Annotated in this window: 28 protein-coding genes and 1 tRNA gene; 11 read left to right on the top strand and 18 right to left on the bottom strand. The window is 74.7% G+C overall.

Annotated elements, in window-relative coordinates; translation table 11 throughout:
- The first annotated feature begins 15 nt into the window (after positions 1 to 15).
- Together ABD948_RS01500 and ABD948_RS01495 are read left to right on the top strand one after the other, a co-directional pair.
- A complete protein-coding gene (locus ABD948_RS01500) occupies positions 16 to 1095 on the top strand; it encodes a GNAT family N-acetyltransferase (RefSeq protein ID WP_345262275.1) in 1080 nt (359 codons plus the stop codon).
- Positions 1092 to 1649 carry a YkgJ family cysteine cluster protein gene (locus ABD948_RS01495; RefSeq protein WP_345262274.1) on the top strand — a complete coding sequence of 186 codons (558 nt, stop codon included), beginning with the start codon at positions 1092 to 1094 and terminating at the stop codon, positions 1647 to 1649. Before ABD948_RS01500 ends, ABD948_RS01495 begins: the two co-directional genes overlap by 4 nt.
- Here ABD948_RS01495 and ABD948_RS01490 read toward each other — a convergent pair.
- The 9 genes from ABD948_RS01490 to ABD948_RS01450 all read right to left on the bottom strand — a co-directional run bounded on the left by ABD948_RS01490 (position 1642) and on the right by ABD948_RS01450 (position 12236).
- Entirely contained in the window at positions 1642 to 2463 is an 822-nt protein-coding gene (locus ABD948_RS01490) for a polysaccharide deacetylase family protein (protein WP_345262273.1), read from the bottom strand. The genes ABD948_RS01495 and ABD948_RS01490 overlap by 8 nt on opposite strands.
- Positions 2460 to 3596, bottom strand: coding sequence for a glycosyltransferase family 4 protein (locus ABD948_RS01485; protein WP_345262272.1), 1137 nt, complete (start codon positions 3594 to 3596; stop codon positions 2460 to 2462). The genes ABD948_RS01490 and ABD948_RS01485 overlap by 4 nt, the downstream gene beginning before the upstream one ends.
- Entirely contained in the window at positions 3593 to 4708 is a 1116-nt protein-coding gene (locus ABD948_RS01480; RefSeq protein ID WP_345262271.1) for a glycosyltransferase family 4 protein, read from the bottom strand. The genes ABD948_RS01485 and ABD948_RS01480 overlap by 4 nt, the downstream gene beginning before the upstream one ends.
- The gene (locus ABD948_RS01475) at positions 4705 to 6171 is read right to left on the bottom strand and encodes a flippase (RefSeq protein WP_345262270.1); all 1467 of its coding nucleotides are present in this window, start codon (positions 6169 to 6171) and stop codon (positions 4705 to 4707) included. Before ABD948_RS01475 ends, ABD948_RS01480 begins: the two co-directional genes overlap by 4 nt.
- Positions 6165 to 7238 (bottom strand): glycosyltransferase family 4 protein, encoded by a 1074-nt coding sequence (locus ABD948_RS01470; protein WP_345262269.1) that lies wholly within the window; start codon positions 7236 to 7238, stop codon positions 6165 to 6167. The genes ABD948_RS01475 and ABD948_RS01470 overlap by 7 nt, the downstream gene beginning before the upstream one ends.
- Positions 7136 to 8512, bottom strand: coding sequence for an O-antigen ligase family protein (locus tag ABD948_RS01465; protein WP_345262268.1), 1377 nt, complete (start codon positions 8510 to 8512; stop codon positions 7136 to 7138). The genes ABD948_RS01470 and ABD948_RS01465 overlap by 103 nt, the downstream gene beginning before the upstream one ends.
- Before the next feature lie 70 nt (positions 8513 to 8582).
- Positions 8583 to 9722 carry a GNAT family N-acetyltransferase gene (locus tag ABD948_RS01460; RefSeq protein WP_345262267.1) on the bottom strand — a complete coding sequence of 380 codons (1140 nt, stop codon included), beginning with the start codon at positions 9720 to 9722 and terminating at the stop codon, positions 8583 to 8585.
- Positions 9719 to 11221, bottom strand: a complete 1503-nt coding sequence (locus ABD948_RS01455; RefSeq protein WP_345262266.1) for a sugar transferase — start codon at positions 11219 to 11221, stop codon at positions 9719 to 9721. The genes ABD948_RS01460 and ABD948_RS01455 overlap by 4 nt, the downstream gene beginning before the upstream one ends.
- 139 nt (positions 11222 to 11360) lie before the next feature.
- On the bottom strand, positions 11361 to 12236 hold the full coding sequence (locus tag ABD948_RS01450) for a DMT family transporter (protein WP_345262265.1): 876 nt from the start codon (positions 12234 to 12236) through the stop codon (positions 11361 to 11363).
- 46 nt (positions 12237 to 12282) lie between these two features.
- Between ABD948_RS01450 and ABD948_RS01445 the strand changes: the two genes are divergently transcribed.
- Entirely contained in the window at positions 12283 to 13719 is a 1437-nt protein-coding gene (locus ABD948_RS01445; protein WP_345262264.1) for an aminotransferase-like domain-containing protein, read from the top strand.
- On the opposite strand, the gene ABD948_RS01440 is transcribed toward ABD948_RS01445, so the two are convergent.
- Complete coding sequence (locus tag ABD948_RS01440; protein WP_345262263.1) at positions 13706 to 14671, bottom strand: siderophore-interacting protein; 966 nt, start codon at positions 14669 to 14671, stop codon at positions 13706 to 13708. The genes ABD948_RS01445 and ABD948_RS01440 overlap by 14 nt on opposite strands.
- A gap of 99 nt (positions 14672 to 14770) precedes the next feature.
- Here ABD948_RS01440 and ABD948_RS01435 point away from each other — a divergent pair, with 99 nt between their 5' ends.
- On the top strand, positions 14771 to 15106 hold the full coding sequence (locus ABD948_RS01435) for a DUF1330 domain-containing protein (RefSeq protein ID WP_345262262.1): 336 nt from the start codon (positions 14771 to 14773) through the stop codon (positions 15104 to 15106).
- On the opposite strand, the gene dcd is transcribed toward ABD948_RS01435, so the two are convergent.
- Positions 15099 to 15674 carry a dCTP deaminase gene (gene dcd, locus ABD948_RS01430; protein WP_345262261.1) on the bottom strand — a complete coding sequence of 192 codons (576 nt, stop codon included), beginning with the start codon at positions 15672 to 15674 and terminating at the stop codon, positions 15099 to 15101. The genes ABD948_RS01435 and dcd overlap by 8 nt on opposite strands.
- Before the next feature lie 34 nt (positions 15675 to 15708).
- Positions 15709 to 16404: an LmeA family phospholipid-binding protein gene (locus ABD948_RS01425; RefSeq protein WP_345262260.1), complete on the bottom strand. Its 696-nt coding sequence runs from the start codon at positions 16402 to 16404 to the stop codon at positions 15709 to 15711.
- A 75-nt stretch (positions 16405 to 16479) separates the two neighbouring features.
- Between ABD948_RS01425 and ABD948_RS01420 the strand changes: the two genes are divergently transcribed.
- Positions 16480 to 16555: transfer RNA gene (locus ABD948_RS01420), tRNA-Gly, on the top strand.
- 752 nt (positions 16556 to 17307) lie between these two features.
- Here ABD948_RS01420 and ABD948_RS01415 read toward each other — a convergent pair.
- Positions 17308 to 17493 (bottom strand): hypothetical protein, encoded by a 186-nt coding sequence (locus ABD948_RS01415; RefSeq protein ID WP_345262259.1) that lies wholly within the window; start codon positions 17491 to 17493, stop codon positions 17308 to 17310.
- 211 nt (positions 17494 to 17704) lie between these two features.
- On the opposite strand from ABD948_RS01415, the gene ABD948_RS01410 reads away from it, so the two are divergent.
- Positions 17705 to 17896, top strand: coding sequence for a hypothetical protein (locus ABD948_RS01410; RefSeq protein ID WP_345262258.1), 192 nt, complete (start codon positions 17705 to 17707; stop codon positions 17894 to 17896).
- Here the strand turns inward: ABD948_RS01410 and ABD948_RS01405 are convergent.
- Together ABD948_RS01405 and ABD948_RS01400 are read right to left on the bottom strand one after the other, a co-directional pair.
- Positions 17893 to 18303, bottom strand: coding sequence for a VOC family protein (locus ABD948_RS01405; RefSeq protein ID WP_345262257.1), 411 nt, complete (start codon positions 18301 to 18303; stop codon positions 17893 to 17895). The genes ABD948_RS01410 and ABD948_RS01405 overlap by 4 nt on opposite strands.
- A 73-nt stretch (positions 18304 to 18376) precedes the next feature.
- Complete coding sequence (locus tag ABD948_RS01400) at positions 18377 to 19111, bottom strand: helix-turn-helix domain-containing protein (protein ID WP_345262256.1); 735 nt, start codon at positions 19109 to 19111, stop codon at positions 18377 to 18379.
- Positions 19112 to 19153: 42 nt separating this feature from the next.
- On the opposite strand from ABD948_RS01400, the gene ABD948_RS01395 reads away from it, so the two are divergent.
- The 4 genes from ABD948_RS01395 to ABD948_RS01380 all read left to right on the top strand — a co-directional run bounded on the left by ABD948_RS01395 (position 19154) and on the right by ABD948_RS01380 (position 21290).
- A complete protein-coding gene (locus ABD948_RS01395; protein WP_345262255.1) occupies positions 19154 to 19804 on the top strand; it encodes a DUF2461 domain-containing protein in 651 nt (216 codons plus the stop codon).
- Between the two features lie 77 nt (positions 19805 to 19881).
- Entirely contained in the window at positions 19882 to 20070 is a 189-nt protein-coding gene (locus tag ABD948_RS01390) for a hypothetical protein (RefSeq protein WP_345262254.1), read from the top strand.
- The gene (locus tag ABD948_RS01385) at positions 20067 to 20237 is read left to right on the top strand and encodes a hypothetical protein (protein ID WP_345262253.1); all 171 of its coding nucleotides are present in this window, start codon (positions 20067 to 20069) and stop codon (positions 20235 to 20237) included. The genes ABD948_RS01390 and ABD948_RS01385 overlap by 4 nt, the downstream gene beginning before the upstream one ends.
- A 66-nt stretch (positions 20238 to 20303) precedes the next feature.
- Positions 20304 to 21290 (top strand): exonuclease/endonuclease/phosphatase family protein, encoded by a 987-nt coding sequence (locus ABD948_RS01380; protein WP_345262252.1) that lies wholly within the window; start codon positions 20304 to 20306, stop codon positions 21288 to 21290.
- Here the strand turns inward: ABD948_RS01380 and ABD948_RS01375 are convergent.
- On the bottom strand, positions 21275 to 22045 hold the full coding sequence (locus tag ABD948_RS01375) for a hypothetical protein (RefSeq protein ID WP_345262251.1): 771 nt from the start codon (positions 22043 to 22045) through the stop codon (positions 21275 to 21277). The two genes, ABD948_RS01380 and ABD948_RS01375, sit on opposite strands and share 16 nt — an antisense overlap.
- Positions 22042 to 22590: a sigma-70 family RNA polymerase sigma factor gene (locus ABD948_RS01370; protein ID WP_345262250.1), complete on the bottom strand. Its 549-nt coding sequence runs from the start codon at positions 22588 to 22590 to the stop codon at positions 22042 to 22044. The genes ABD948_RS01375 and ABD948_RS01370 overlap by 4 nt, the downstream gene beginning before the upstream one ends.
- 148 nt (positions 22591 to 22738) lie before the next feature.
- Between ABD948_RS01370 and ABD948_RS01365 the strand changes: the two genes are divergently transcribed.
- Positions 22739 to 23425 carry a hypothetical protein gene (locus tag ABD948_RS01365; protein WP_345262249.1) on the top strand — a complete coding sequence of 229 codons (687 nt, stop codon included), beginning with the start codon at positions 22739 to 22741 and terminating at the stop codon, positions 23423 to 23425.
- A gap of 23 nt (positions 23426 to 23448) precedes the next feature.
- Here ABD948_RS01365 and ABD948_RS01360 read toward each other — a convergent pair whose 3' ends face one another.
- The gene (locus tag ABD948_RS01360; RefSeq protein ID WP_345262248.1) at positions 23449 to 23907 is read right to left on the bottom strand and encodes an RrF2 family transcriptional regulator; all 459 of its coding nucleotides are present in this window, start codon (positions 23905 to 23907) and stop codon (positions 23449 to 23451) included.
- Positions 23908 to 23943: the final 36 nt, after the last annotated feature.

Here is a 23943-nt window from a genome sequence, read left to right as displayed (position 1 = left end):
CACTAGCCTCGCCCGATGGGCACGGCGCGGGGGAGCCACGGGCGGGAGCCTGTCCGTGTCCGGGTCCACGCCGACCCGGAGGAGGCGTGGGCGCTCGCCGCCGCCTGGGAGCGGCTGGCCGACGACACCGGGGCCGGCCCCTTCGCACGACCCGACTACGCACTCACCTGGTGGGAGCACCTCGGCAGCGGCGCCCTGCACCTGGTCACGGCGTGGACCGGCGACCGCCTCGTGGCCCTCGCCCCGCTCCACCGCCGCGGACGCGGGCCCGCCGCGGTGCTGCGGTGGCTCGGGCACGGGCTCGGCACCGTCGGTGAGGCCGTCGTCGCGCCGGGTGCCGAGGAGGCCGCCGGGGCGCTCTGGCGGGGGGCCACCGCCCGGGGCGAGTCGCTGCAGCTCGTGGAGAGCCTGGAGGGGGCACCGGCGCTGGAGCCGTTGCGAGCGGGGCGGCGTGGCAGGAGCGTGCGCGCCTCACCACGGGACCGCTGCCCGGTGGTCGACCTCTCCGCGGGCGTCGAGGCCCACCTGCGGGACCCGGCACGACGCCGCCTGCGGCGCACCCTGAGCCTCGCGGACCGTCGCCTGGCCGCCGCCGGCTCGACCTTCCACGTGGAGACCGCGGACGACCCCGAGGCCGTCCGCGCCGTGCTGCCGGCGGTGCGTCACGTCTTCGACGCCGCCGAGGCCGGGCGCCCACGCCAGCACCTGCTGCGCCCACCCTGGCAGGGCTTCACCGAGCAGGTCCTCCTGCGCGCGAGCGGTCGTGGGCGCGCACTGGTCCTGGTGGGGCACGTGGACGGCGAGCCGGTGAGCTTCGACCTCGCCCTCCTCACCGCCCGCACGATGCACACCTGGGTGGGCCGCTTCCACCCCGACGCCGCGGCCTTCAGCCCCGGCCACCTGCTGCAGCGCGCAGGGCTGCACGCCGCCGCCGACCGGGGGCTGACCCGGGTGGACCTGCTGCTCGGTGACAGTGCCTACAAGCGCCTGTGGGCCACCGGCGGCTACGGGACCTGCGACGTCGTCGAGGCGCCCCGGCTGCTCGCCGCCGGCGTGCAGCGCGCGCTCGACCTGGTGGAGCGGAGACACCGATGAGCTTCCTCGACGGCGACGACCTCTGCGCGGGGTGCGGCTGGTGCTGCCACGACGTGACCGCGCTGCGGATGACCAGGCCCGAGCTCGACCGACTGCCGCTGCTGGCCGCGCACGTGACGCACCACGAGGGGCCGTTCGCGCTGGTGGACGTACCGGGGCCGTGCCCCTACCTGGGCGAGGACCGGCGCTGCACGGTCTTCGACCAGCGGCCCTTCGACTGCTCGCTCTTCCCGCTGAACGTGCTGTCGGTCGGGCTGCGCCAGCCCGACGGCACGGTGCGTGCGCGCTGGCACTTCGGCGGCGGCAGCTGCCCCGAGCGCCCTGCGCTCGTGGAGGCCGCCCGTCAGGAGAGCACTGCTCCGCTGCAGGCGTGGGTGGCCGACGCCGTCGGGGTCGACAAGGCGTCGGTCGTGCTGGAGGTGAGCCGTCGCGAGCAGGCGCGAGCCGCCGTCACCACCTGGCTGCACCGCGCCGGCGTGCTGCGACCCCTGCGCCGGGCACTGGGCCGCCGGGAGCCGGAGCCGCCCGCAGGGCTCGGCCCACCCCTCAGCTGAGGGTGCCGTCGGTGACGACCTCGACCTGGTGGTCGGGCCACGAGGCCGGCGGACGCGCCAGGTGGTAGGCCAGGCGCAGCCGGTCGTGGTGGCGCCCCATGGTGAAGCGGGGCAGCCGCAGCGAGTCCTCGCCACCCTCGACCCGGCCGTTGAGGAAGGTGTAGGCGGCGGTGAAGCCGGCGTCGTGCACGGCGTCTCGAACCCGCTCGTCGTGGTGGCCGAAGGGGTAGGCGAACACCTCCACCGGGTGGCCCACCAGCTGCTCGATCTCGGCGCGGGACCCGGCCACCTCCTCGCGCAGCCGCGCGGCGCCGTCGACGACGCCGGACCGGGTGAGGGAGGGCAGCGAGGCGTGGGTGCGGGTGTGCGCGGCCAGCTCGAGCCCGTGCGCACGGCACTCCTCGAGCTGTCGCCGGGTCATCGTGGGGCCGGAGCCCGCCCACCACGGGGGCGGGGACCCCCACAGCGTGCTGACCGTGAACAGCGTGGCCGGCACGCCCAGCTCCAGCAGCACGGGCAGCCCGTGGTGGTGCACCCCGGCGAGCGCGTCGTCGAACGTGACGGCGGCGAGGCCCGCGACCGGCAGCCCGGCGAGCACGCGCGTGGTGATCTCGCCGAGCGGCACCACCCGGTAGCCCAAGCGCCGCAGCAGCAGCAGGTGCCGGCGCAGCTGGGCGGCGGTGACGTTGAGGTCGAGCTCGGCCCCCGCGTCGCCGGGGCCGAGCACGACGTCGTGGTAGCAGAGCACGACGGCGCCGCCCTGCGCCGCGCGGCCGGTGGCCAGCCGCGCAGCCGCCGCCAGGGGGCCCTTCACGAGCCGTTCCCGCGGCCGGCGTGGAGCTCTCGCGCCTCGTGCAGCAGTGCCACCAGGCGCCCGGTGGAGACCCGGGCGTCGTAGGTGGTCTCGAACCGCTGCCGACCCGCGGCACCCAGCCGGGCACGCAGGTCGGCGTCACGCACCAGCTCACGCAGCGCGGAGACCAGCGCGCCGTCGTCGTCGACCGGTACCAGCCGCCCGACGTCGGGCGGCACCATCTCCGGCATCGCGCCCTGCTCGAGACCCAGCACCGGCAGCCCCGCCGCCATGCCCTCGATGACGGCGTTGGAGGCCTGGTCGATCGCGCTCGGGAACGCGAACACCGCCGCCTCGCACAGCACCTCCCACAGTCGCCCGGAGCCGACCCGCACGTCGTCGACGACGCGCACGTTGCGGCCGGGCGGCGCCTGCTCGGTGGTCACCAGCACCAGCTCGCACTCCTCCGCCAGGTGCTCCTGGTGCAGCCGCAGCAGCCGCAGCGCGCCCTTGCGCTCGAGCTGGCGCCCCACGAAGACCACCTGCGGCAGCCGCCCCGGCGCCGGCCGGGTGCCCGGTGCCGGCCCGGCGGGAAGGTCCGGCGCCACGATGCCGAAGGGCAGCAGCCGCACCTTGTCGGCAGGCTGGCCGTAGTCCCCGCGCAGCGAGTCCGCCGCCCAACCGGTGCTGGCCGCCAGCAGCGTGGCGGCGTCGTAGACCGGCTTCTCCACGCGGTGGCTCAGGCGCAGCGCGTGGGGCGTGAAGCGGGTGGGCTCGCGGTAGGGCAGCCGGTAGGCGTTGGTGGTGTTGGTGGCGTCGGTGCTCACCACCGTGGGGTGCGCGGCCAGCAGCGAAGCGCTGCGCAGCCCGGCGTTGCCGGTGTAGACGTGCAGCACGTCGTGCTGCGGGGCCAGTCGCACCAGCCGACGCCGCACCCAGGCGCTCAGCGCCAGCTGGGCGCGCAGCGGCTGCAGGTCCAGGTCGAGCCCGCCCAGCCCCGGCAGGCTTGCCCCGACGACGCGGCGCAAGAGCGTGGGCGGCGGCACGTCCAGCCAGGTGGGCAGCACCTCCGGGTGCGCCTCCAGCGTGGCCCGCAGGTGCGCGTGCACCGTGGCGTGGCCGCCGATGTTCTCGTTGACGAACAGGACCCTCATCGGCTCTCCCCCACCTCGTGGCCGGCGGCCTCGTCGGCCAGCAGCCGCAGCAGCACCCGGGTCTGCTCCTCCAACCGGTGCGCTTGCGCGACCCGGTGCCTCCCCGAATGAGAGCACCGCTCTCGCAGCTCGGGATCGTCGAGCAGCCGGACGACCGCCGCGGCCAGCGCGGCGGGGTCGCCGGGCGGCACCAGCACCCCGCTGCCGTCGAGCACCTCCGGGGAGCCGCCGTGGTCGGTGGCCACCACGGGCACGCCGAGGCTCATCGCCTCCAGCACGTTGAGCGGACAGGCCTCGGGGTCGGTGCTGGCACTGAGCGCGACCGTCCACGTGCGCATCCGCGCCAGGGGGTCGGCCACGTGGCCCAGCACCTCCACCTCCACGCGCCGCGCGGACGACGAGACCGCAGCGGCCGCCCGGGCCACGCCGTCGGCGTACTCCGCGTCCTTGGGCAGCTGGCCGCCCATGATCTCGATCCGCACCGGCCCGGCCAGGCGTGCCGCCGCCTCCAGGACCACGTGGTGGCCCTTCCAGGGGGTCAGCAACGCGTTGACGCCGACCACGGGCACCGCGGGCGCGGGCTCCGGGTGCGCGGGGTCGACCGGCCAGGCGACGCCGTTGTGCACCACGCTCAGCGGCACCCCGGCTCCCTGCAACCGCTCGGTGACGGCCGCGGAGACGCCCACCACGCGGCTCAGCGCCGGTGCGGAGAGGCGCACCACGCGCAGCCGGTCGGGACGCACCACGACGTCGTGGGCCAGCCACACCACCGGTGGCCGGCAGCGGGCCAGGCGCAGCACCGGCAGCGCGGTGAGGGCGTTGCCCAGCACCACGTCGGCCCCGCGCGCAGCGCGCCGCACGGCAGCGGCGGCGCGGGCCCAGCGGGCCAGGGTGCGCGGCACCGCCAGCGCACGGGGTCCGGCCGCCAGGCCAAGCTCGGGCAGCGGCACCACGCGGACGCCGTGCTCGCGCAGCTGCGCCGCCAACGGACCGGGCGGCGCGGCGCACGCCACGGCCCAGCCCTCGGAGCGGGCCGTGGCCAGCACCCGCAGGAGCACGCGCTCCGCGCCGGAGACCTGACCGGTGCCGGCGACGGCGAGCAGCCGTGTCATGCGCGCACCCCCCGGTGCACGCCGGCCGCGCGGGTCAGCCCGAGTGCGACGGCGGCGCCCACGTAGACCAGGCAGCCCAGGACCGCGGCGGGCACCCAGGGCATCACCTGGTCCGCCCCCAGCCCGGCGCCCACGCCCAGCGCGCAGGCCGGCAGGGCGAGGGCCACCCGGCCCAGCCCCAGCGGGCGCATCCCCGGCACCCGGAGCAGCACCCACCACATGAGCGCCGTCACCAGCACGTTGCTCGTGAGCGTGGCCAGACCAGCCCCCAGGTAGCTCAGCTGCGGGATCAGCAGGAAGTTCAGGCCCACGTTGAGCAGCAGCCCGCCCGCCATCACCCACGGGTAGACCCGGTGGCGGTCGGCCGCCACCAGGCACGACATCGCCAGCGCCGTGGCGAAGGTCAGCATCTCGGCCAGCGCCAGCACGCGGGTGGTGTCGGCGCCCGGCGCGTAGTCGGCGCCGTAGAGCAGCGCGGTGACCGGGCCGGCGAAGGCCAGCAGCCCGGTCAGGGCCAGGCCACCGCCCAGGGCCAGCAGCATCGCCCCCTTGCGCGCGGCCTCGCGGAAGGCGCCCGGGTCGTGCGGCCAGGCCGCCACCAGCAGGGTCAGCAGCGGCGCCGTCACGGCCGTGGAGATGAAGTGGACGACGTCGATGAACTTGTAGGAGACGCCGTAGATGCCGACGGCCTCGAAGTCGGCGAGCTGGCTGAGCATCACCGCGTCGACCCGGGTGTAGACCGTGGCCAGCCCGAACCCGATCGAGAGCGGCAGCGCCTCGCGCAGCAGGTTCTTCCACAGCGGCCAGTCCACGCGCAGCCGGATCGCGACCATCCGGTGCGCCAGCGGCCACTTCCAGGCCAGCACGACCACCTCGAAGAGCACCGCGGGGATCGTGAACAGCAGCAGCGAGCCCCCGGCCGCGGCCAGCGCCGCCGTCAGGGCCAGCTGGGCGAGCATGCCCGCCGACTCGATCAGCCCGACGCTGCCCAGGCGCATCCGCGACTGGAACACCACGTCGAGCGCCGCCGAGGGCGTGGCCAGCACCACCACCAGGCCCGCGACCGCCATCGCGGCCACCAGGTCGTCGGGGTAGCCGCTGACCCAGACGACCAGCAGCGCCACGCCGTACCCCAGCAGGCCGAGCAGCGAGCGCAGCACCACGTAGGCGCCGGCGAAGTGCTCCGGGTCGTGGTCGGGGTCGCCCAGCATGCCGCGGACGGCGAGCCGACCGATGCCCATGTCGGTGACGATCGACATCAGGCCCAGCACGGTGAAGACCAGCGTGAACTGGCCGAAGTCGTCGATCGAGAGGGTCCGCGCGATCAGCACCGTGCCCGACCAGCCGAGCACCGCCTGCAGCAGCCGGTTGGCCAGCAGCGTGCCGGCGTTGGACACCAGTCCCTTGCCCGGGGCGGGCTGCGGCTCGGGCTCGTCGGTAGCGGCCTCGGGGGGCGTCAGCACGGGACCCCCAGCGAGCGGTACACCTCGAGGGTCGTGACGGCCGTCCGCTCCCACCCCAGGTGGCCGACGGCGCGCAGCCCGGCGGCGCGCAGGGCCGCGTTGCGGTCGGCGTCGCGCACGGCGCTGCGCAGCGCGGCGGCCAGCGCGTCGACGTCGTCGGGCGGCACCAGGGCCTCGGCGGCCTCCGCCTCGAGCACCTCGGGGAGCGCGCCCACCCGGGTGGCCACCACGGCCCCACCGCACGCCATCGCCTCCACCGGCGGCAGGCCGAAGCCCTCGTAGGTGGAGACGTAGGCGACCACGGCCGCCGCGGCGTACAGCGCCGGCAGGTCCTCGCCGGGCACGTAGCCCAGGTGCCGCGCGGAGGAGGGCACGGACTGACCCTCGCCGAGGCCGCCGGCGAGCACGAGCGGGACCCCTGCCTGCTCACAGGCCTGCGCCAGCAGCGGCACCCGCTTGCGGGGCTCGATCGTGCCGACGCAGAGGACGGAGTCCGTTCCTAGACCGTAACGCTCGCGGACCCGCTCGACCTCCTCCGACGACGCCGGCCGCATGTCGGCCGAGGGGGCCAGGTGGGTCACGGTCGCCTCGCGACCGAACCGCTCGCGCACCCGCTCGGCGGTGAAGCCGCTCACCGCCACGACCGCGTCGGCGCGCCGCAGCGAGCGCGCCACCAGCGCCTGCTCGCCGCGGGAGCGCAGCCGGCTGTGGGCCCAGGGCACGTCGAAGACCGAGAGGTCGTGCACGGTGACGACGGTGGGACCCCGGTGCCGCAGCGGCAGGTCGACGTCGAGCCCGTGCAGCAGCCCGCTCCCGGTGCACAGGGCCAGCCCCAGCAGCGCCCGACGTGCGCCGTCGACCACGGGGTGGGGTGCCGCCTCGACGCCCGGGGGCAGCTCGTCGACGGCGTCGCGCTGCACGTGGGCCACCAGGCGCGGGTCGCCACCGGCCGCGAGCTGCGGGGTCAGTGCGCCGAGGAGCTCGCGGATGTAGGTCTGGACGCCGCTTCCGCTGGGCCGGAGAGCGAGAGCCTGCCAGTGGACGGTGGGGCGGGGCGATCCAGACACAGCACAACTCCCAGGAGCAGCCAGAAATAGACGTCGAGCGGGAAGATCTCCAGGTAGGTGGAGACCAGGCCGGCGGCCGCCGCTCCCACCACGGAGGCGGTGATGCCCTCGGCCAGCGCGCGGTCGGCCGTGCGTCCCTGCGCCGCCGCGGTGCGCGCGACCCGGCGACCGGCCACCACCACGCTGGCGCCCACCACGAGCAGCAGCCACAGCCCGACGACCCCGAGCTCGAGGGCGGACTTCACGTACTGGTTGTCGGGCAGGTACAGCTCGCCGCCGAGGGTGAGCACCTGGCTCGGGTCGGCGCCCTCCTCGACGGCCTTCTCGGCTCCGGCGCCGGTGTAGCCCACGCTGTTGCCCCACGGGGCGCCGAGGATCCGCTCGAGCACCACCGACCACCCGGAGGTGCGCTGACCCAGCGAGGTCGAGGAGGCGAAGGCCGCCACCACGGCCGGTGGCAGGAAGAACAGCCCCACGACGGCGGGACCCAGGGCGTGCGCGAGCGACCGGTAGCGCCAGACGGCGAGCACGAGCAGACCGGCGGCCAGGCCGAGGAAGGCGCCGCGCACCACCGAGGTCGCCATGCCGACGACGAGGAGGGGCGAGGCCGCGAGGAAGGCCAGGTTGCGGGTGCGGCGGGGGTCGCTCAGCGCCACCGGCAGGCACACCAGCAGCACCAGCATCACGAAGAGCCCGAAGGAGAACGGCTGGGTGAAGGTGGAGAAGGCGCGCAGCAGACCACCGGCGGTGCGGATGGTGGTGTTGTACTCGTAGCCCAGCCCGGCCAGCCGCTCGGCACCCACCACCTGCTGGCCCAGACCGACGAGAGCAGTGATCGCGCCCGTCGCCATCAGGACCGTCACCAGCCGGTCGCGGTCACGCGCGGTGAACGGGCAGCGCCACAGCACCACCGGCAGCACCAGGTAGAAGTAGCCGACCTTGAGCCCCCACAGCCCCACCAGGTCGGCGGCGAGGGCCGCGGCCACCAGTCCGAGCGTGCCGTAGCCCACGACCGCGTAGCCCCACGAGGGCAGCGGTCGCGCGCGCTCGCCCCGGGCGGAGGCGGGCGCCACCAGCGTCGCAGCCAGCACGGCGAGGGTGAGCCCCTCCTTCCACGGGCCGAGGGCTCCCCCGCCGGGCACGACCAGCAGCAGGCCGTCGAACGGCACCAGGGCCGCGAGCAGCAGCACCCCGCGCTGGGGCCGCGTGAGCACCCACCACGCCACGCGGACCACCACGAGAGCCGCCACGACAGCGGCCAGCACCGTGGTCATGGGCGTTCCTGGTGGTCGTGGGGGGATGGACGGTCGCGGCCCTTGGAAGGGTAACCGCGGGGTGTGGTCGCTAGTCGCCGTTCGGCTCAGCTGGTGCGGTGGCCCGCTCCCGACGACGGGCGAGCACCGCCTCCGCCGCGCTCGCCACGCGCAGCAGCAGCGGGTGCCCGCTGGTCACCTGCAGCGTGCCGTAGGAGTCGGTCGACCACTGGCGCTTGGTCTGCGAGGCGCCCAGCAGCAGGTCGACCCGGCGCAGTCCGGCACGGGCGGCCCACGTGAAGGTCGCGCGCTGCAGGAGGTACCCCGGCTTGAGGTCGGCGAACTCGGGGTGGAAGCGGGCCAGCCAGAGCGAGACGGTGCCGCCGTCGGTGTCCGGCCCCGCGTCGACCATGCCGGCCTGGAAGGCGATGGGGCGGCCGCCAACGTGCCCCACCAGCAGCACCGCGGCGCCGTCGTCGAACCTGCGGCGCAGGTAGTCCAGCGTCATCGGCTCGTAGGGCGGGCGCAGGAAGTGCTGGCGCGGCCGGTCGGCCTCGGCGTCGTCGAAGACCTCGCGCACCGCGGGCAGCAGGGCCTCGAACCCCGGGCGGTCGGTGGCCACCTCGACGTCGAACGTGGCTCCGCGCTGCTCGAGCGCGGCGTCGGCGCGCTTGAGGCTCTTGCGCAGGTTCTTGTTGCCCTGCGCCCGGACGACACCGAGACCGTCGTCGTCGGTGAGGTCGCACACGGGGCACTCGTCGCGAGGCGTCACGGTGGTGCGGCGGGAGGGACCGTCGAGCGCCGCGGGGTCGGGGACGCCCGGGCGGTCGGCCCGGGTCTCGGTCAGCTCGAGCACGCGGCCCCGGCGGGCGACGGCGGCCCACAGGGCGCGGGCGGCGTCCTCGCGGCCGGGCTCGAGCAGCACCTGGGCCACGGTGCCGAGCCCGTGGCCGAGCCAGCGCACCACGCGCGCCGGTCCGAGGCCCCGCTCGTGCAGCGGGGCGAGCGCCAGCAGGCTGCCGTCCTGGTCGCGGACGGTGGCCACCAGCAGCCGGCCGCGGCCCAGGTGGTGCCACCAGTCCAGGCAGTAGTCGGGCAGCGAGAGGGGTCCGGCACCGCTGCGCCGGGCCAGGGCCTCCCACTCCGGGGCCAGGGCGCGCGCCTGCTCCGGTCGCGTCACCAGCTCGGTGCGCAGCCGCGCGGCGGGGGGTGCGACGGCGCTCGTCGTCACGATCCGCGCCGCAGCAGCACCGAGGAGACCGTCCGGGCCATGATCTTCGCGTCCAACCACAGCGACCAATTCTGGATGTAGTAGTTGTCGAAGCGGGCGCGTTCCTCGATCGAGGTGTCGCCGCGCAGGCCGTTGACCTGCGCCCAGCCCGTGAGGCCCGCGGGGGCACGGTGCCGCGCGGTGTAGCGCGGGATCGAGCGGGCGAACTCGTCGACGAACTCCGGCCGCTCGGGGCGCGGGCCCACCAGCGACATGTCGCCGCGCAGGATGTTGATCAGCTGCGGCAGCTCGTCGAGCGAGGTGGCGCGGATGAAGCGACCCACCGGGCCGAGCCGGGCGTCGGCGTTGATCGACCACACCGCCGCGGCGCCGCCGCCGTCGTCGGGCGAGTCGGGCAGCGTCAGCGAGCGGAACTTCAGTAGCGTGAACGGCTCCCCGTCCAGACCCACCCGGGTCTGGCGGAAGAGCACGCTGGGGCCCACCTCCAGGCGCACCGCCACCGCCAGCGCCAGGAGCAGCGGCGAGATGGCCACCAGGGCGGCCCCCGAGACCAGCACGTCGAGGACCCGCTTGAGGCGCCACGAGGGGCTGCGCCACGTCGCACGGCGCGAACGGACCAGCGGGATGCCCCACAGCTCGTCGACGTCGGAGCCGCGGTGGCGCAGCTCGTGCAGGCGCGGCACCACGAAGATCTCGGCGTCGAGCCGGTCGCAGGCGCGGATCGCCTCGACCAGTCGGCCGTCGTCATGCACGCTGACGGCGTTGCGGGCGCCCTCGGAGTCCAGGAAGGCCACGATCACCTCGCTGACGCCCTCGCGGCGCACGAAGGTGGCGAGCTGCTGGTAGCTGCCCAGCAGCGGCACCGGCAGCGGCTCGTCGTCGTCGACGGCGGCGCCGTCGTGGTCGAGGAAGCCCACGGGCAGCAGCCCGTACTCAGGGTGGTCCAGGGCGGCGCGGGCCAGCTGGCGGCCGGTCTGGTCGGCACCCAGGATGAGCGTGCGGTGCTGCACCCAGCCGCGGCGGCGCGCCTCGCGCACCACGCCGTACGCGATCGCGCGCACCAGGCCGAGCCCGAGGGCCAGACCGGCGAAGTAGAGGACCGAGGCCTGACCGCTGGGCTGGCCACCCGCGGCCATGAGCACCGCGCTCTCGGCGGCGAGCGCCACCAGCGCGGCCATCGCCATCGTCGGGGCGTCGTCGAGCGCCGAGAGGGTCAGGCGCGAGCGGTAGGCGCCGCGGGCGGCGAGCACGAGCAGGGCGGCGAGACCGGCCAGCGCACCGGCCGCCGGGGTCGCGGAGGCGATCGCGGTGACCAGGAGCACGACGGCGAGGTCGCCCAGGACGAGGTAGGGCTGCACCCGGCGCGACCAGCGGCGGCGGCGTCCACCGCCGCGCACCATCTGCTCGAGCTCCGCCGGAGTGGCCCCGAGCGACCTCCCCTTCCTGGTGATCAGCCGGGCGCGGCGCGCGTCGGCTCCACCCGAGGTCGAGATGCTCATCGGACTCCCCCTGTCGGAGACCGCCCCCTGCGGTCCTCCAGTCGTGCGTCATCCATCGTGCCGATCCGGGTTCCACGGGTCCGTGACAGTCGTCAACACTGCGTGCACAGGTGGTGCACAAGCGTCCACCAACCCCTCCTCAGCGGCTGCGGACCGCCCATCCGGCGCTCAGGACGACCAGTCCGGCACCCCCGATCGTGGTCGGCGAGAGCGGCTCGCCGAGCAGCAGCGCCGCCCACACCAGGGAGAGCACGGGCTGGGCCAGCTGCACCTGGCTGACCGTCGTCATGGGCCCCAGCGCCAGGCCCCGGTACCAGGCGAAGAAGCCCAGGTAGGCACTCACGAGCGCGAGGTAGCCGAGCGAGGCCCAGTGCTGCGGTCCGGCGTCCGGCTGGTCGCCCAGACCCGGGACGCCCTGGGCGACCACCGACCAGGACGCGAGCGCCAGCGTCGCCGGGAGGCAGCAGACCAGCGCCCACGAGACGGTCTGCCAGGCGCCCAGCTCGCGTGCCAGCAGACCGCCCTCGGCGTAGCCGATCGCCGCGGCCAGCACCGCGCCGAGCAGCAGCAGGTCGGCGAGGGCCGGCGGACCCACCCCGCCGCGGGCGGCGAAGACCATGGCAGCACCGAGTCCGCAGGTCGCCGCGACCCAGAAGCGGCGGCTGGGCCGCTCACCGGTGCGCAGGACGACCGCCACGGCCGTCGCCGCCGGCAGCACCCCGACCACCACCGCGCCGTGGGCGGCCGGCACCGCGGTGAGGGCGAGCGAGGTGAGCAGCGGGAACCCCAGGACCACACCGCCGCCCACCACCACCAGGCGCAGGGCCTGCCGGAGGTCGGGCAGGCGAGCCCGGGTGGTGCGCAGCAGGAGGCCCGCGAGGCAGGCCGCGAGGACCGCACGGCCCGCGCCGACGAGCCACGGCGAGAACACCTCGACGGCCACCCGGGTGAGCGGCACGGTGAGCGAGAAGGCCGCGACGCCGAGGAGACCCCAGGCGAGTCCGGGCGCTCGCACCGGAAGCGGGGACGAACTTGGAGCGATAGCGCTACTCTGCTCGTACATGGACGACGATAGCAGCCCCCGACCGGGCGACTCCTCCGCCGCACGCCTGGCGGCGGCCCTCGAGCGCTGGGTGGCCGCGGCTCCCCCCGGGGCACGGCTGCCGTCCACGCGCAGCCTGGCCGCCGAGCACCGGGCCGGGCCGGCCACGGTGCAGCGCGCCGTCCAGCTTCTGGTGGCCCGCGGTCTGGTGGAGACCCGGCCCGGCGCCGGGTCGTTCACGCGCCCGGCGCCGACAGCGCGACCGGTCGACCACACCTGGCAGACCGCGGCGCTCCACCCCGACCCGCCCGCGCGTGCGCCGGGCGCCACGGTGGCGCTGCGCACCGCCACCGCCGACCAGGTGGCGCTGCACGCCGCCTACCCGGCGACCGAGCTGCTCCCGGGCAGGCTCGTGCGCACGGCGCTGGGCCGGGCCGCCCGTGGCGCTGCGGCACTCGAGCGACCACCGTCGGCGGGGTTGCCCGCGCTGCGGTCCTGGTTCGCGGCGGAGCTGGCCGAGCGGGCGCCCGCAGGCGTCACGGCCCCGACGGCGGCCGACGTCGTCGTCCTGCCCGGCAGCCAGAGCGGGCTGAGCTCGGTCTTCCGCGCCCTCGTGGGGCAGGGCCGGCCACTGCTCGTGGAGTCACCCACCTACTGGGGCGCCCTGAGCGCCGCCCGGCACGCCGGGGTGCGCGTGGTGCCCGTGCCCAGCGGGCCCGCGGGCCCCGACCCCGCGCAGCTGGACCGGGTCCTCGCCGAGACCGGTGCCCGCGCCGTCTACGCCCAGCCCCGCTTCGCCAACCCCACCGGCGCGCTGTGGTCGCCGTCGCTCGGCGCCGCGGTGCTGGAGGTGGTGCGGCGCCACCGGGCGTTCCTGGTGGAGGACGACTGGGCGCACGACCTCGGCATCGACGCCGGCCCTGTCGCCGCACCGCTCGCGGCGCTCGACGACGCCGGGCACGTGGTCCACCTGAGGTCGCTGAGCAAGAGCGTCTCGCCCTCGCTGCGCGTGGCCGCCGTCGTGTCGCGCGGCCCCGCGCGGCAGCGCCTGCTCGCCGACCAGGCGGCCGAGTCGATGTACGTCTCGGGGCTGCTCCAGGAGGCGGCGCTCGAGGTGGTGACCCACCCGGGGTGGGGCACGCACCGGCGCGCGCTCCGCGACCGGCTCCGCGAGCGTCGCGACCTGCTGCTGGGCGCCCTGGCCGAGCACGCGCCCTCGCTCGAGGTCGAGCACGTGCCGCGGGGCGGACTGAGCCTGTGGGTGCGGCTGCCCCCCGGCGTCGACCCCGAGGACGTGGCGCGGCGGGCCGAGCAGCGCGACGTGCTGGTGGCGCCGGGTGACGCCTGGTTCCCGGCCGAGCCCCCGGCCGGCTACCTGCGGGTGAGCTTCAGTGGCCCCGATCCGGCGTCGTTCGTGCGGGGGGCGCAGGTGCTGGGCGAGGTCAGCGCATGCTGACGCCGACGCGCCAGTAGCCCATGAAGGCCACCTGGTGCCGGTCGATGCCGAGGTCCTTGACCAGGGCGCGACGCATCCCGGTGACCACCTTGGACTCGCCGGCGATCCAGGCGTAGAGCCCGTCGTACTCGTGGCCCACGGTGACGACGGGGGCGTCGACCTCCTCGCCCGAGGAGGAGTAGACGGGGGTCTCCCACAGGTCGGGGTCGATCTCCTCCTCGGCCACGGCCAGCACCTGCTCGGCGTCGGCGTGGGCGCCGAGGTGGTCCAGCACGGCGGTGCTGAGGTCGGCGCCGCGCGGGCGCCCCTCGCGGGCCACCCAGGTCAGGCTGACGCCGGCGGGACGGCGCAGCTGCTGCTCGTCGTCGGCCACCGGCACCTCGACGAACGCGGCGCCGCGGGCGTCGTCGGGGAGGTCCTCGAGGATCCGCGCGATGGCCGGGAGGGCGGTCTCGTCCCCCACCAGCAGCAGCGAGGTGGCCTCGCCGGGGGCGAACTCGATGCCACCGAAGGGGAAGCCGCGGCGCGGGGCCAGCACCACGACGCGGTCGCCGGTCTGCGCGGTTTCCGCCCAGTCGCCGCCGGGTCCGTGGGCGCCGTCGGTGTGCAGCACGAAGTCGACGACCAGGCGGGTGTCCTCGCCCTCGCCGAGCACCTCGCGCACCGTGTAGGTGCGCATGTAGCCCCGCTCCTCCTCGGGCCGGCCGTACCACTGCGCCATCCAGCCCTCGTCGACGGCGGCCTGCTCGCGGGCGGCTCGGATGCCCTCGAAGCCCTCGGTGCCGGGGAAGACGAGCTTGATCCGCTGGTCGTAGAGCGGGCCGTCGACACCGAACTCGGCCAGGGCGGAGGAGCCCAGGTGCACGCGCACGAAGCTCGGGGAGAGACGCTCGACGGCGCGCACCTCGAGCTCCTCGAGCAGCATCGGCAAGGTGGCGGGGGCGGTGGTCATCGGCGGCGTCTCCGGACGTCTGGGGAAGTAAGGCTTGCCTAAGTTAACCCACGCGACCGGGTGGTGGCCAACCCGCTCCCCCGCTCCTACGGTCAGCGCATGGCCGTCTACGCGCTCAACCTCTTCGACCTCGCCGACAACGACGACTACCTGGCCTACTCGCGCCGTTCGCCGCAGGCGGTCGCCCGGCACGGCGGCCACGTGGTCGCGCTCGGCAACGGGGGCGCCGAGACACCCGAGCACGACGGTGGCGTCCCTCCGCGCGACATGGTCGTCCTGGTGGAGTGGCCCTCCCACGACGCGCTCCGGGCCTTCCTCGACGATCCCGACACCGCCGACCTGCACCCGCTGCGCGAGGGCGGCACCCTGAACTACCTGTGGTGGACCTTCGACAAGCTCGAGGACCTGCGCCACCTCAAGGGGCGGCTCAGATGACCGTGCGGTGGAAGTTCTGGAAGGAGCGCGACGGCGTCGGCCCGCGCTGGCCCTGGTAGCGCGAGCCGTACTTCTCCGCGCCGTAGGGGTGCTCGCTGGCCGAGGAGAGCCGGAAGAAGCAGAACTGGCCGATCTTCATGCCCGGGTACAGCTTGATCGGCAACGTGGCGACGTTCGCCAGCTCGAGGGTCACGTGACCGGAGAAGCCGGGGTCCACGAAGCCGGCCGTCGCGTGGGTGAGCAGCCCCAGGCGGCCCAGCGAGGACTTGCCCTCCACCCGTGCCGCGACGTCGTCGGGCAGCGAGACGACCTCGTAGGTGGAGCCCAGCACGAACTCGCCGGGGTGCAGGATGAACGCCTCGTCGCCCTCGGGCTCGACCATCCGGGTCAGGTCGGACTGGTCCGCCGCCGGGTCGATGTGCGGGTAGCGGTGGTTCTCGAAGACGCGGAAGAAGCGGTCGAGCCGCACGTCGATCGAGGAGGGCTGCAGCATCGCCGGCTCCCACGGATCGAGCCGGATCCGCTCGGCGTCGATCTCGGCGAGGATGTCGCGGTCTGACAGCAGCACGCACGCACCCTACCGATCCGGCCGGGCGGGCTCGTCAGTCGAACGCCGCCACGTCGTAGCGCAGGTCCGAGCCGCGCAGCGCCAGCCGCACCCCCGCCTCGGTCAGCGAGACGTCGTCGACGCGCACCGAGAACGGCACCTCGGCGAGCGGCAGCCGCAGGGACACCAGCTCCTGTGCAGCCGCCAGCACCCCCGAGTCGCCCCCGTCGTCGAGCCGGACGCCGTCGAGCACGAGCACGTCGTCGCGCAGCCGGACACCGACGGTGCCGCGCACCGTCAGCTCCACCGGGCGGGCCACCCGCACCTCGACGCCGAGTCGGCCACCCTCCTCACCGCCGGCCTCCTCCGGCAGGAAGCCGAGCGTCACGCCGTCACCCAGCGCCGCCGAGAGCTCGTCGTAGCCGATGACGGCGACCGCCCGCGCGCGCTCGGCACTCACCCGCTCGCCGACCCGCTCGACACCGCGCAGGTCGACGTCGATCGTGCGCAGGCTCACCCCCGAGCCTCCGAGCGGGACGTTGCTGCCGGAGACGTCGACCTCGCCGAACCGCTGGCGCGCGAGCTGGGTGAGGAACGGGAAGCCCCGGACGGTGACGTCGGGGCGCTCCGGCAGGTCCTGCGAGCTCTGCAGCGCCTCGCCCGCCAGCCGACCCGCCACCCACGCCCCACCCCGGTCGACCGCGAGGGCCAGGACGAGCAGCACCGCCAGGACGATCCCGAGCTTCTTCACACCACCACCCTCCCAGCCCCCGCCGAGCAGCGGCTCGGCGACCGCGCAGGCGGTCCGGTACTGTGACCCCGCACTGCGGATGTAGCTCAGTTGGTAGAGCGCGACCTTCCCAAGGTCGATGTCGCGAGTTCGAGTCTCGTCATCCGCTCCAACGTTTCTCCGGTCGAGGTGTGGTCTGCCCTCGCCGGTCGCTCGGTCAGCCGCCCTCCCCAGGTCGTGGGAGTCGCGCTGGTGTGGGCCGGCGTCCAGAACCTCGAATGCCCCGCATGGGTCGCACGACGGGTCGCCCGCATGTCGCGTCAGCTGACCGCCGAGCAGGTCCAGCTCGTCGACACCGCCGTCAGTGACGCCCTCGCCCAGGGACCTGCCCGGATCCTCGAGATCACCGAGGCCAAGGCCATCGAAGCCGACCCCGCAGCCCACCAAGCCCGCCTCGACAAAGCCGCGACAACCCGCGACGTGTGGCTCATCCGCCCCCGCGCCGGCGAGGACCGCCTCGAGAACCCCGGCCTGGCCACCATCGTCGCCAAGCTCTCCACCGCCGACGCAGCCGCGTTCCACGCCGCCGTCACCGAGCTCGCCACCCTCCTCGAGGAACACGCCGCCCCCCAGCCCGACGACGAGGAACCGTTCTCCGCCGGGCACGGGCGCTCCGAGGCCCTCGTCCTGCTCGCTGACCCCGCCGCCGCCCTCGCCTTCCTCCACCAATGCGACCACCCCACACCGGCACCCGCACCGGACTCAGGCGCCGTCCCGCCCGGTGACCGCGAGCCCACCGACGAGCCCGACCAGTCCGACGAGGACCAGGCAGCCGAGGACGACGCAGCCGACACCCCGCACGACCCCGAGGACCGGCGCGACTGGCGGCCCGTCGCAGCCGACGAGCCCAGCAGCGGGACCCCCTCACCGTTCCAGCAGCCCGCCCGCACCCGCGGCACGGCGAATCTCTACCTCCACCTCGCCCTCACCCCCGAGGGCGACCTCGGGCCCGTCACCCGCGTGGAGGGCCTCGGCCCGGTCCTCACCGGCCAGCTCGCCGACCTCCTGCGCCACCACGACATCACCGTCACCCCCGTCGTCGACCTGCACCGGCCGCTCCGTCAACGGCTACGAACACCCCACCGACATCCGCGCGAGAGTCACGCTCCGCACCGCCGGCACCGTCTTCCCCCACGCCAGCGACCTGCCCCACCAGTCAGGTCGCCCACCCGACCTCGACCACGTCATCCCCTACGAACCAGTCAGATCCGGCGGACCACCCGGTCAGACCGGCGACCACACCACCGCGCCCCTGCAGCGGTTGGCCCACCGCGCCAAGACACACCTGGGGTACACCGTCTTCCAGACCGGACCGGCCGCCTGGATCTGGGGAACGCCCAACGGCCCCTACCGCCTCGTCGACCACCGCGGCACCCACCACCTCACCCAGACCGAGTTCCGGGTGCTGCGCGACCACGCCATCGACGCCTCCGAGTACCGGCCCGTCGGCTAGTCCTCGGCGCCGCCGGAGCGGTACACACCGAGCACGTTGCCCTCGGTGTCGGCGAAGAGCGCCATCGACAGCCCGAACTCGGGGACCTCCGTGCGTGGGCGCACGACCTGACCGCCAGCTGCCACGACCTGCTGCAGCACCGCGTCGACGTCGGCCACGTGGATGTTCACGACCGGTCCGGCGTCCGCGGGATCCGTGCGGCGGTGGAGACCGCCGTTGATGCCGCCCACCTCGGTGGGGTTGCCGTGCTCGTCGGCGGCCACCGTGAGCGCGTACGCGCCGTCCGCGCCCATCGGCGGGGTCCGCCACCCGAACACGCTCCGGTAGAAGCCCGCCGCACGGTCCAGGTCGTCCGCGGGCATCTCGAACCACGACACCGCGCTGGGGATCGTCTGGTCACTCGTCATCTCTGCTCCTCACACCGTCCGACACTCGTCGTCGGCAGCCTAGGAACGCGATGCCGCCGTGGGATTGGACGAATCAGACATCGAAGGTGGCGCCGAAGCGACCGGGCGTGTAGCCGGTGGCGGTGCGGAAGGACCGGATGAAGTGTGATTGGTCGGCGTAGGCGGAGTGGTCGTGCGAGCGCAGCGTCCGTTGCAACCGGAGGACCTTCAGGAAGTCGTGCGGCGCCAGTCCGGTCGAGTGCTTGAGGCTGCGCTGCAGCTGGCGCGGCGACAGGCATGCAGCGCTCGCCATGTCGGCGACCGAGGCGACGTCGTCGACGTGGGCGAAGATGCGGGCGATCGCCGGCTCCGGTCTCACCAGCCCTTTCTCGGCCAGCCACCCGACGAAGCGCGAGAGCACCCGCTGCTGGGCCGCGAAGTCCAGCCCCACCAGACGTCGGGCGACTTCGCGGAACGGCAGGTCGCCGCGATACCCGTCCTCGACGGGCCCCTCACCCACGTCGTCACCCGCCCATGCCCCCGGCATCAACCGCACGTTGGTGAAGTGAAACTCGCGACCGAGGTCCAGCTCCTGCGAGCTCGCGCGCAGCCTGGTCGCGCCGCAGATGCGAGGATCGCGCTGGTCGAAGATCAGGTACGTGCACGCGTCCGGCAACGCATGGAAGCGGTAGTCCTCATCGAGCTCGACATCCGTGCGCAGCGAGACGAACCGGTGAACCAGGTGCCCCAGCGCGGCGGGCGGTGCGGCCTCGACGAAGGTCACGACGGCAGCATCGCGGGCGATCGCGTTGCCCGCCGGGTCGTACATGCGCGGCACGGTAGCGAACCCCGCCGACCTACCCTCGGCACCGTGGACTTCACCGGCTTCCCCGTCGCAGCACTCGACTTCTACGACGACCTCGAGGTCGACAACTCCAAGTCGTTCTGGGAGGCCCACCGGCACGTCTACGAGGAGTCGGTGAAGGCGCCGATGGTGGCGCTGTGCGCGAGCCTGGAGCAGGAGTTCGGCGCGGCCAAGGTGTTCCGTCCCTACCGCGACGTGCGCTTCCGCAAGGACAAGACGCCGTACAAGACCCACCAGGGCGCGTTCGTCCCCGTCGGCCCGCGGCGGGGCTGGTACGTCGAGCTCTCGCCCCGCGGCGTGCGCGTGGGCGGTGGGTTCTACGCCTCGACGCCGGCCGAGCTGGCGGCGGTGCGCGCGGCGATGGCCGACGACCGCAGCGGCCCGTCACTGCGCCGCATCCTCACGAAGCTCGAGAAGGCCGGCTTCGAGATCGGCGGGGACACGCTGCGCACCGCTCCCCGTGGCTACGACCAGGACCACCCGCGCATCGAGCTGCTGCGCCACAAGACCCTGGCGGTCGGACGCTCCTACGGGTTCGAGCCCGTCATCCACACCCCCGCGGTGCGCACCCTGGTGCGCGAGGACTGGCGCACGCTGCGCCCGCTCGTGCGGTGGCTCGACACCGCGATGGCCGCGGCCGAGGAGCCCACCGGCTGACCGCGGGGGGCCGCCCCCCTTGGCTATTGTCTAGTGACTTGATAGTTCTAGATCAGTCACGACGACAGGAGCCCCCCATGACGCACCCGACGCCCCACCCGGGCACGATCGTCATCACCCTCTTCGCCGCGGTGCACCTGATCGCGCTCGCGCTCACCGAGGCGTACGTGTTCGTGCTGCCCGCCGCCGCGGCCTACGCGGCCGCCTACGCGATCGCGCGACTGGATCGTGACAGCACCCGCGCCCCCGAGGAGGCCGCCCGATGACGCGCGGCAGGCCCGACTCCGCCGACGCCGACCGACTGGCCGAGGTGCAGCGCCGCCGCGACGACCACACCCGGAGCCTGCTGGACCTGCTCACCCGGCGACCCGACCTCGAAGGCGTGCACGCGCGGGCCGACTGGGCCGCCGAGTCGCTGCGCTGGACCGCCTGAGCCGAACCCCGCGGGGGTATCGCCGACTTGCGAGCCCCGCACCGACCTTGGCAGGGTCTTCCACCGATGCCGACGCCGAACAGCACCACCCCGCCCGTCCGCACGACCACCCAGCGCCCCTGGGGGCGCTCGATCGCCGCCCTCGCGCTGGGCGCCGGCCTCCTCGCGCCGGTCGCGGTGCAGGCAGTGCCGGAGCAGGCCGCGGCAGCCCCCGCGGCAGCCGCCAGCGCTCCGGTGGCGCCCGCGGAGAAGAAGCGCAAGGCAGACGACGGGTTCCGCATCGCCACGCTGAACCTGCACAACAACCTCTCGGCCGGGCAGCTGCGCGGCGACGTGCGCAAGATGATCAAGCAGCGCCAGCCGAGCATCATCGGGTTCCAGGAGCGCCGCGACACCCGCCGCCAGATGCGCGCCGCGCTGCCCGACCACTGGGCGCTGCGGATGCCGGTCAAGCGCGACGGCACCGACGACAACCCGATCGCCTTCGACAAGCGCGTCTGGAAGGCCAAGAGCTCCTGGCCGCGGCTGCTCACCGGCCGCACCTGGGCACGCAACTCCGGGCAGACCGCCGTCGACCAGTACGGCGTCGTCACGGTGCTCGAGCACCGCCGCACCGGCCAGGTCGTGCGCGCGATCAGCTTCCACATGCCGAACCTGATCCACAACCGGAACACCGGCGGCCCCAACTACGGCGAGCCGCAGCGCCTCGGCGCCTTCTACCGGATGGCGGCCAGCGTGCGCGAGCTCGCCCGCCGCACTCCCGAGGAGCAGCAGTTCGTGGCGCTGTGCGACTGCAACGTCACCGAGAGCAAGGACACCACCGGCAAGCTGGTCAAGGGCAAGCTCACCCGGCCGCTGGGCCTGGAGAACCAGTACAGCGCGGCCGGCTACAAGTCCGGCTGGCGCATCGACTACGTGATGTCGGAGAAGGACGCCGCCTACCGCATCGACGGGTGGCACGTCATGCACCGCCTGCACACCGACCACCCGGGCGTCGTCACCCAGTTCCGCCCCGCCCCCGAGCTGAAGGCGCGCAGCTACCCGCGTCGCTGAGCCTCGAACCAGCCGTCCCCGGTCAGGATCGCGCGGGTCAGCTCGCGCACCGTCAGGGGCGGCTGGTCGGCCAGCAGCGGGCCCGCCTTGCTGTCGGCTGCGTTGAACACGAGGATCCCGACGTCCCACCCACGGTCGTCGAACACGGTGACGCTGCGACCGGTCACGCCGCCCTCCTCGGCCGGGCCCGTCCACGTCAGGGCGTCGACGGCCCCCTCGTCCACGGGGCGGCAGGGGCCGCTGCCCTCCACCGCGCAGCGGGCGGCGCCGTCGCCCTCCGTGACCGCCGCACGCACGTAGACCCGCATCGCGAAGCCGTTCCAGGTCAGGTCGGCGATCGGCCAGCCCACGTCCTCCGTCGCGACGGTCCGCACCTGGCCGCCGAGCGCCGACTCGACAGCCCCCGCCAGCTCGGTCGCCTCCACGGGCCGCCACCGCGCCGGCGGTGCCTCCTCGGGCTCGGGAGGGAGCTCGGGCGCGGCCTCGCGGCCCTGCGTGGCAGGCGCCTGCACGGGCTCCGCTCCGGTGCCCAGCGCCCCGGTCAGCCCCACAGCGCCGACGACTCCCACCACGGCGGCCGCGGCCAGGGCGGCGGCCCCCTGCCGACGTCGGCGCAGCCTGCGGCCGCGCGCGGTGCCGGCGCGGACCAGCGCGACCGTCTCGACCTCGTCGACACCCGGGCCCGCCTCCCGCAGCAGGGTGCCCAGCCGGGCTCCGGTCCGCTGCTCGTCCAGGTCCACCTCGTGCTCGTTCATCGCTGCTCCTCCGTCTCGACGAGTGACCGTTCCACCACCACGCGCAGCCGCCCGAGTGCTCGCGAGCACCGGGTCCGCACCGCCCCGGCGGTGCAGCCCACCCGGTCGGCCGTCTCCTCCACGCTCAGCTCCTCGAGGTAGCGCAGCACCAGCACCGCCCGGTCGCCCGGCGCGAGCTCCGCCAGCGCCGCCTGCAGGGCCAGCCGGTCCTCGGGAGCCGCGGGCGCAGCCACCCCCCACGGCTCGAGCCGGTCGGGCAGCTCGCCGAGCGGCAGCTCGGTGCTGCTGCGCCGGCGTCGTGCGGAGAGGAAGGTGCGGGTCAGCACCGTCTGCGCGTACGCGGCGGGGTTCTCCAGCCGCGGCAGGAGGGTGGAGCGCTGGCGCACGTAGAGCTTGGCCAGCGTCTCCTGGACGAGGTCCTCGGCACCGTGTGCGTCGCCGCAGAGCAGGCGCGCCGAGCGCAGCAGCCGCGGCGTCACCGCGAGTGCCAGCTGCTCGAACTCCTCCTCGCGACGCTGCGCGCGGGTCTGGCGGGTGGTGGTCATCTCACTCCTGGGTGTTGGTACACCCCTCTCGACGCGTCGGACGGCGTCTACGTCACACCCCACACCGGCGCGCAGTCCTCAGCCGGGCGCCGCGCCGGGTTCGACCGTCGTTCACCGACCTGTCACGAGCCGCCCGCACCCTGGCCGCATGGCCACCAAGCGCAAGGTCTACCTGCACGTCGGCGTCTCGGGGGGTCCGGGCGACTTCCTCGAGGCCGCCCTGCTCGAGCACACCCACGCCCTGGCCTCCCTGGGCGTGCGGGTGCCGGTCGAGAACGCGGACGAGATGTTCCGCGCGGCCGTCGAGATCACCCGCACCCACAAGGCCTGGGGCTACAAGCGCCGCGAGGTCGAGGGTGCGTGGGCCGGCATCTGCCGCCGGATCCACAAGCTCAAGGGCCTCGACACCGCCGTGCTGAGCCAGCCGCTGCTGCACGACGCCACGCCGGAGCAGATCGACCTGCTGGTCGACACCCTGGCCGGCACCAAGGTGCACGTGGTGCTGGTCGCCGGCCCCGACGCCGACCCGGACACGCTGGCCGAGCTGCGGGAGCGCTGGGGTCGCGCAGTCAAGAAGCCCGAGCGGGTGCACGTGCTCGAGGTGGACGCCGCCGACCGCGCCGAGGTCTGGCGCCGCTTCGGAGCGCTCGTGGGCTTCGGCACCGCGTCGCTCTCGGTGGCCGGCCTGGCCCAGCCGACGCCGACCACGCTCGGCGAGGCACTCGCCGTCGTCGCCCGTCTGGCGCGCCGCAACGAGACCCTCGAGCTGAAGCTGGCCGAGACCGAGCGGCGCCGTCGACGCCTCAAGCGCCGTCAGGCCGCCGACGCCGCCTGACGCCTCCACCGCTCACCGCAGGATCAGTGCGGCTGCCAGGCGTCCTCGTCGGCGGTCAGCTCGCTGACCTGGGCCGGCAGCTGGCCGTCGGCGAGCTGCTGGATGGAGACCTGCTCGAACACCTCGCGCAGGGCGCGGCGTGCCGCGATCCACACGTGCTGGAGCACGTCGGCGGACTCGTTGTACTGCACCGACTCGGGCCGCAGGCCGTAGACCGAGACCAGCGGACCGTCGACCGAGCGGATGACGTCGGCCACGGAGATCGTGTCGGCGGGGCGCCCCATCCGCCACCCGCCGGACTGGCCGCGCTGCGACATCACCAGGCCGGCGCGGCGCAGGTCGGCCAGGATCGCCTGGAGGAAGCCGTGCGGGATGTCCTGCAGGCGGCCCAGCTCCTCGGCGCTCACGGCCTTGCCGTCGACGCGGCCCGCCATCTCGATCAGCGCCCGGAGCGCGTAGTCGGACTTGGCGGAGACTCGCATGGGTCCAGTCTGTCAGATAGATCGACCGACTCGGGT

Source organism: Nocardioides nanhaiensis, assembly GCF_039542785.1.
GTDB lineage: Bacteria > Actinomycetota > Actinomycetes > Propionibacteriales > Nocardioidaceae > Nocardioides > Nocardioides nanhaiensis.
This window is presented reverse-complemented; position numbering and strand designations above follow the sequence as displayed.

Excerpts from the sequence above, each read along its gene's own strand:
- ABD948_RS01500 (WP_345262275.1), top strand. The coding sequence starts at position 16 with ATGGGCACGGCGCGGGGGAGCCACGGGCGGGAGCCTGTCCGTGTCCGG.
- ABD948_RS01495 (WP_345262274.1), top strand. The coding sequence starts at position 1,092 with ATGAGCTTCCTCGACGGCGACGACCTCTGCGCGGGGTGCGGCTGGTGC.
- ABD948_RS01485 (WP_345262272.1), bottom strand. The coding sequence starts at position 3,596 with ATGAGGGTCCTGTTCGTCAACGAGAACATCGGCGGCCACGCCACGGTG.
- ABD948_RS01480 (WP_345262271.1), bottom strand. The coding sequence starts at position 4,708 with ATGACACGGCTGCTCGCCGTCGCCGGCACCGGTCAGGTCTCCGGCGCG.
- ABD948_RS01465 (WP_345262268.1), bottom strand. The coding sequence starts at position 8,512 with ATGACCACGGTGCTGGCCGCTGTCGTGGCGGCTCTCGTGGTGGTCCGC.
- ABD948_RS01455 (WP_345262266.1), bottom strand. The coding sequence starts at position 11,221 with ATGAGCATCTCGACCTCGGGTGGAGCCGACGCGCGCCGCGCCCGGCTG.
- ABD948_RS01445 (WP_345262264.1), top strand. The coding sequence starts at position 12,283 with ATGGACGACGATAGCAGCCCCCGACCGGGCGACTCCTCCGCCGCACGC.
- ABD948_RS01440 (WP_345262263.1), bottom strand. The coding sequence starts at position 14,671 with ATGACCACCGCCCCCGCCACCTTGCCGATGCTGCTCGAGGAGCTCGAG.
- ABD948_RS01435 (WP_345262262.1), top strand. The coding sequence starts at position 14,771 with ATGGCCGTCTACGCGCTCAACCTCTTCGACCTCGCCGACAACGACGAC.
- ABD948_RS01405 (WP_345262257.1), bottom strand. The coding sequence starts at position 18,303 with ATGACGAGTGACCAGACGATCCCCAGCGCGGTGTCGTGGTTCGAGATG.
- ABD948_RS01400 (WP_345262256.1), bottom strand. The coding sequence starts at position 19,111 with ATGTACGACCCGGCGGGCAACGCGATCGCCCGCGATGCTGCCGTCGTG.
- ABD948_RS01390 (WP_345262254.1), top strand. The coding sequence starts at position 19,882 with ATGACGCACCCGACGCCCCACCCGGGCACGATCGTCATCACCCTCTTC.
- ABD948_RS01385 (WP_345262253.1), top strand. The coding sequence starts at position 20,067 with ATGACGCGCGGCAGGCCCGACTCCGCCGACGCCGACCGACTGGCCGAG.
- ABD948_RS01380 (WP_345262252.1), top strand. The coding sequence starts at position 20,304 with ATGCCGACGCCGAACAGCACCACCCCGCCCGTCCGCACGACCACCCAG.
- ABD948_RS01375 (WP_345262251.1), bottom strand. The coding sequence starts at position 22,045 with ATGAACGAGCACGAGGTGGACCTGGACGAGCAGCGGACCGGAGCCCGG.
- ABD948_RS01370 (WP_345262250.1), bottom strand. The coding sequence starts at position 22,590 with ATGACCACCACCCGCCAGACCCGCGCGCAGCGTCGCGAGGAGGAGTTC.
- ABD948_RS01365 (WP_345262249.1), top strand. The coding sequence starts at position 22,739 with ATGGCCACCAAGCGCAAGGTCTACCTGCACGTCGGCGTCTCGGGGGGT.
- ABD948_RS01360 (WP_345262248.1), bottom strand. The coding sequence starts at position 23,907 with ATGCGAGTCTCCGCCAAGTCCGACTACGCGCTCCGGGCGCTGATCGAG.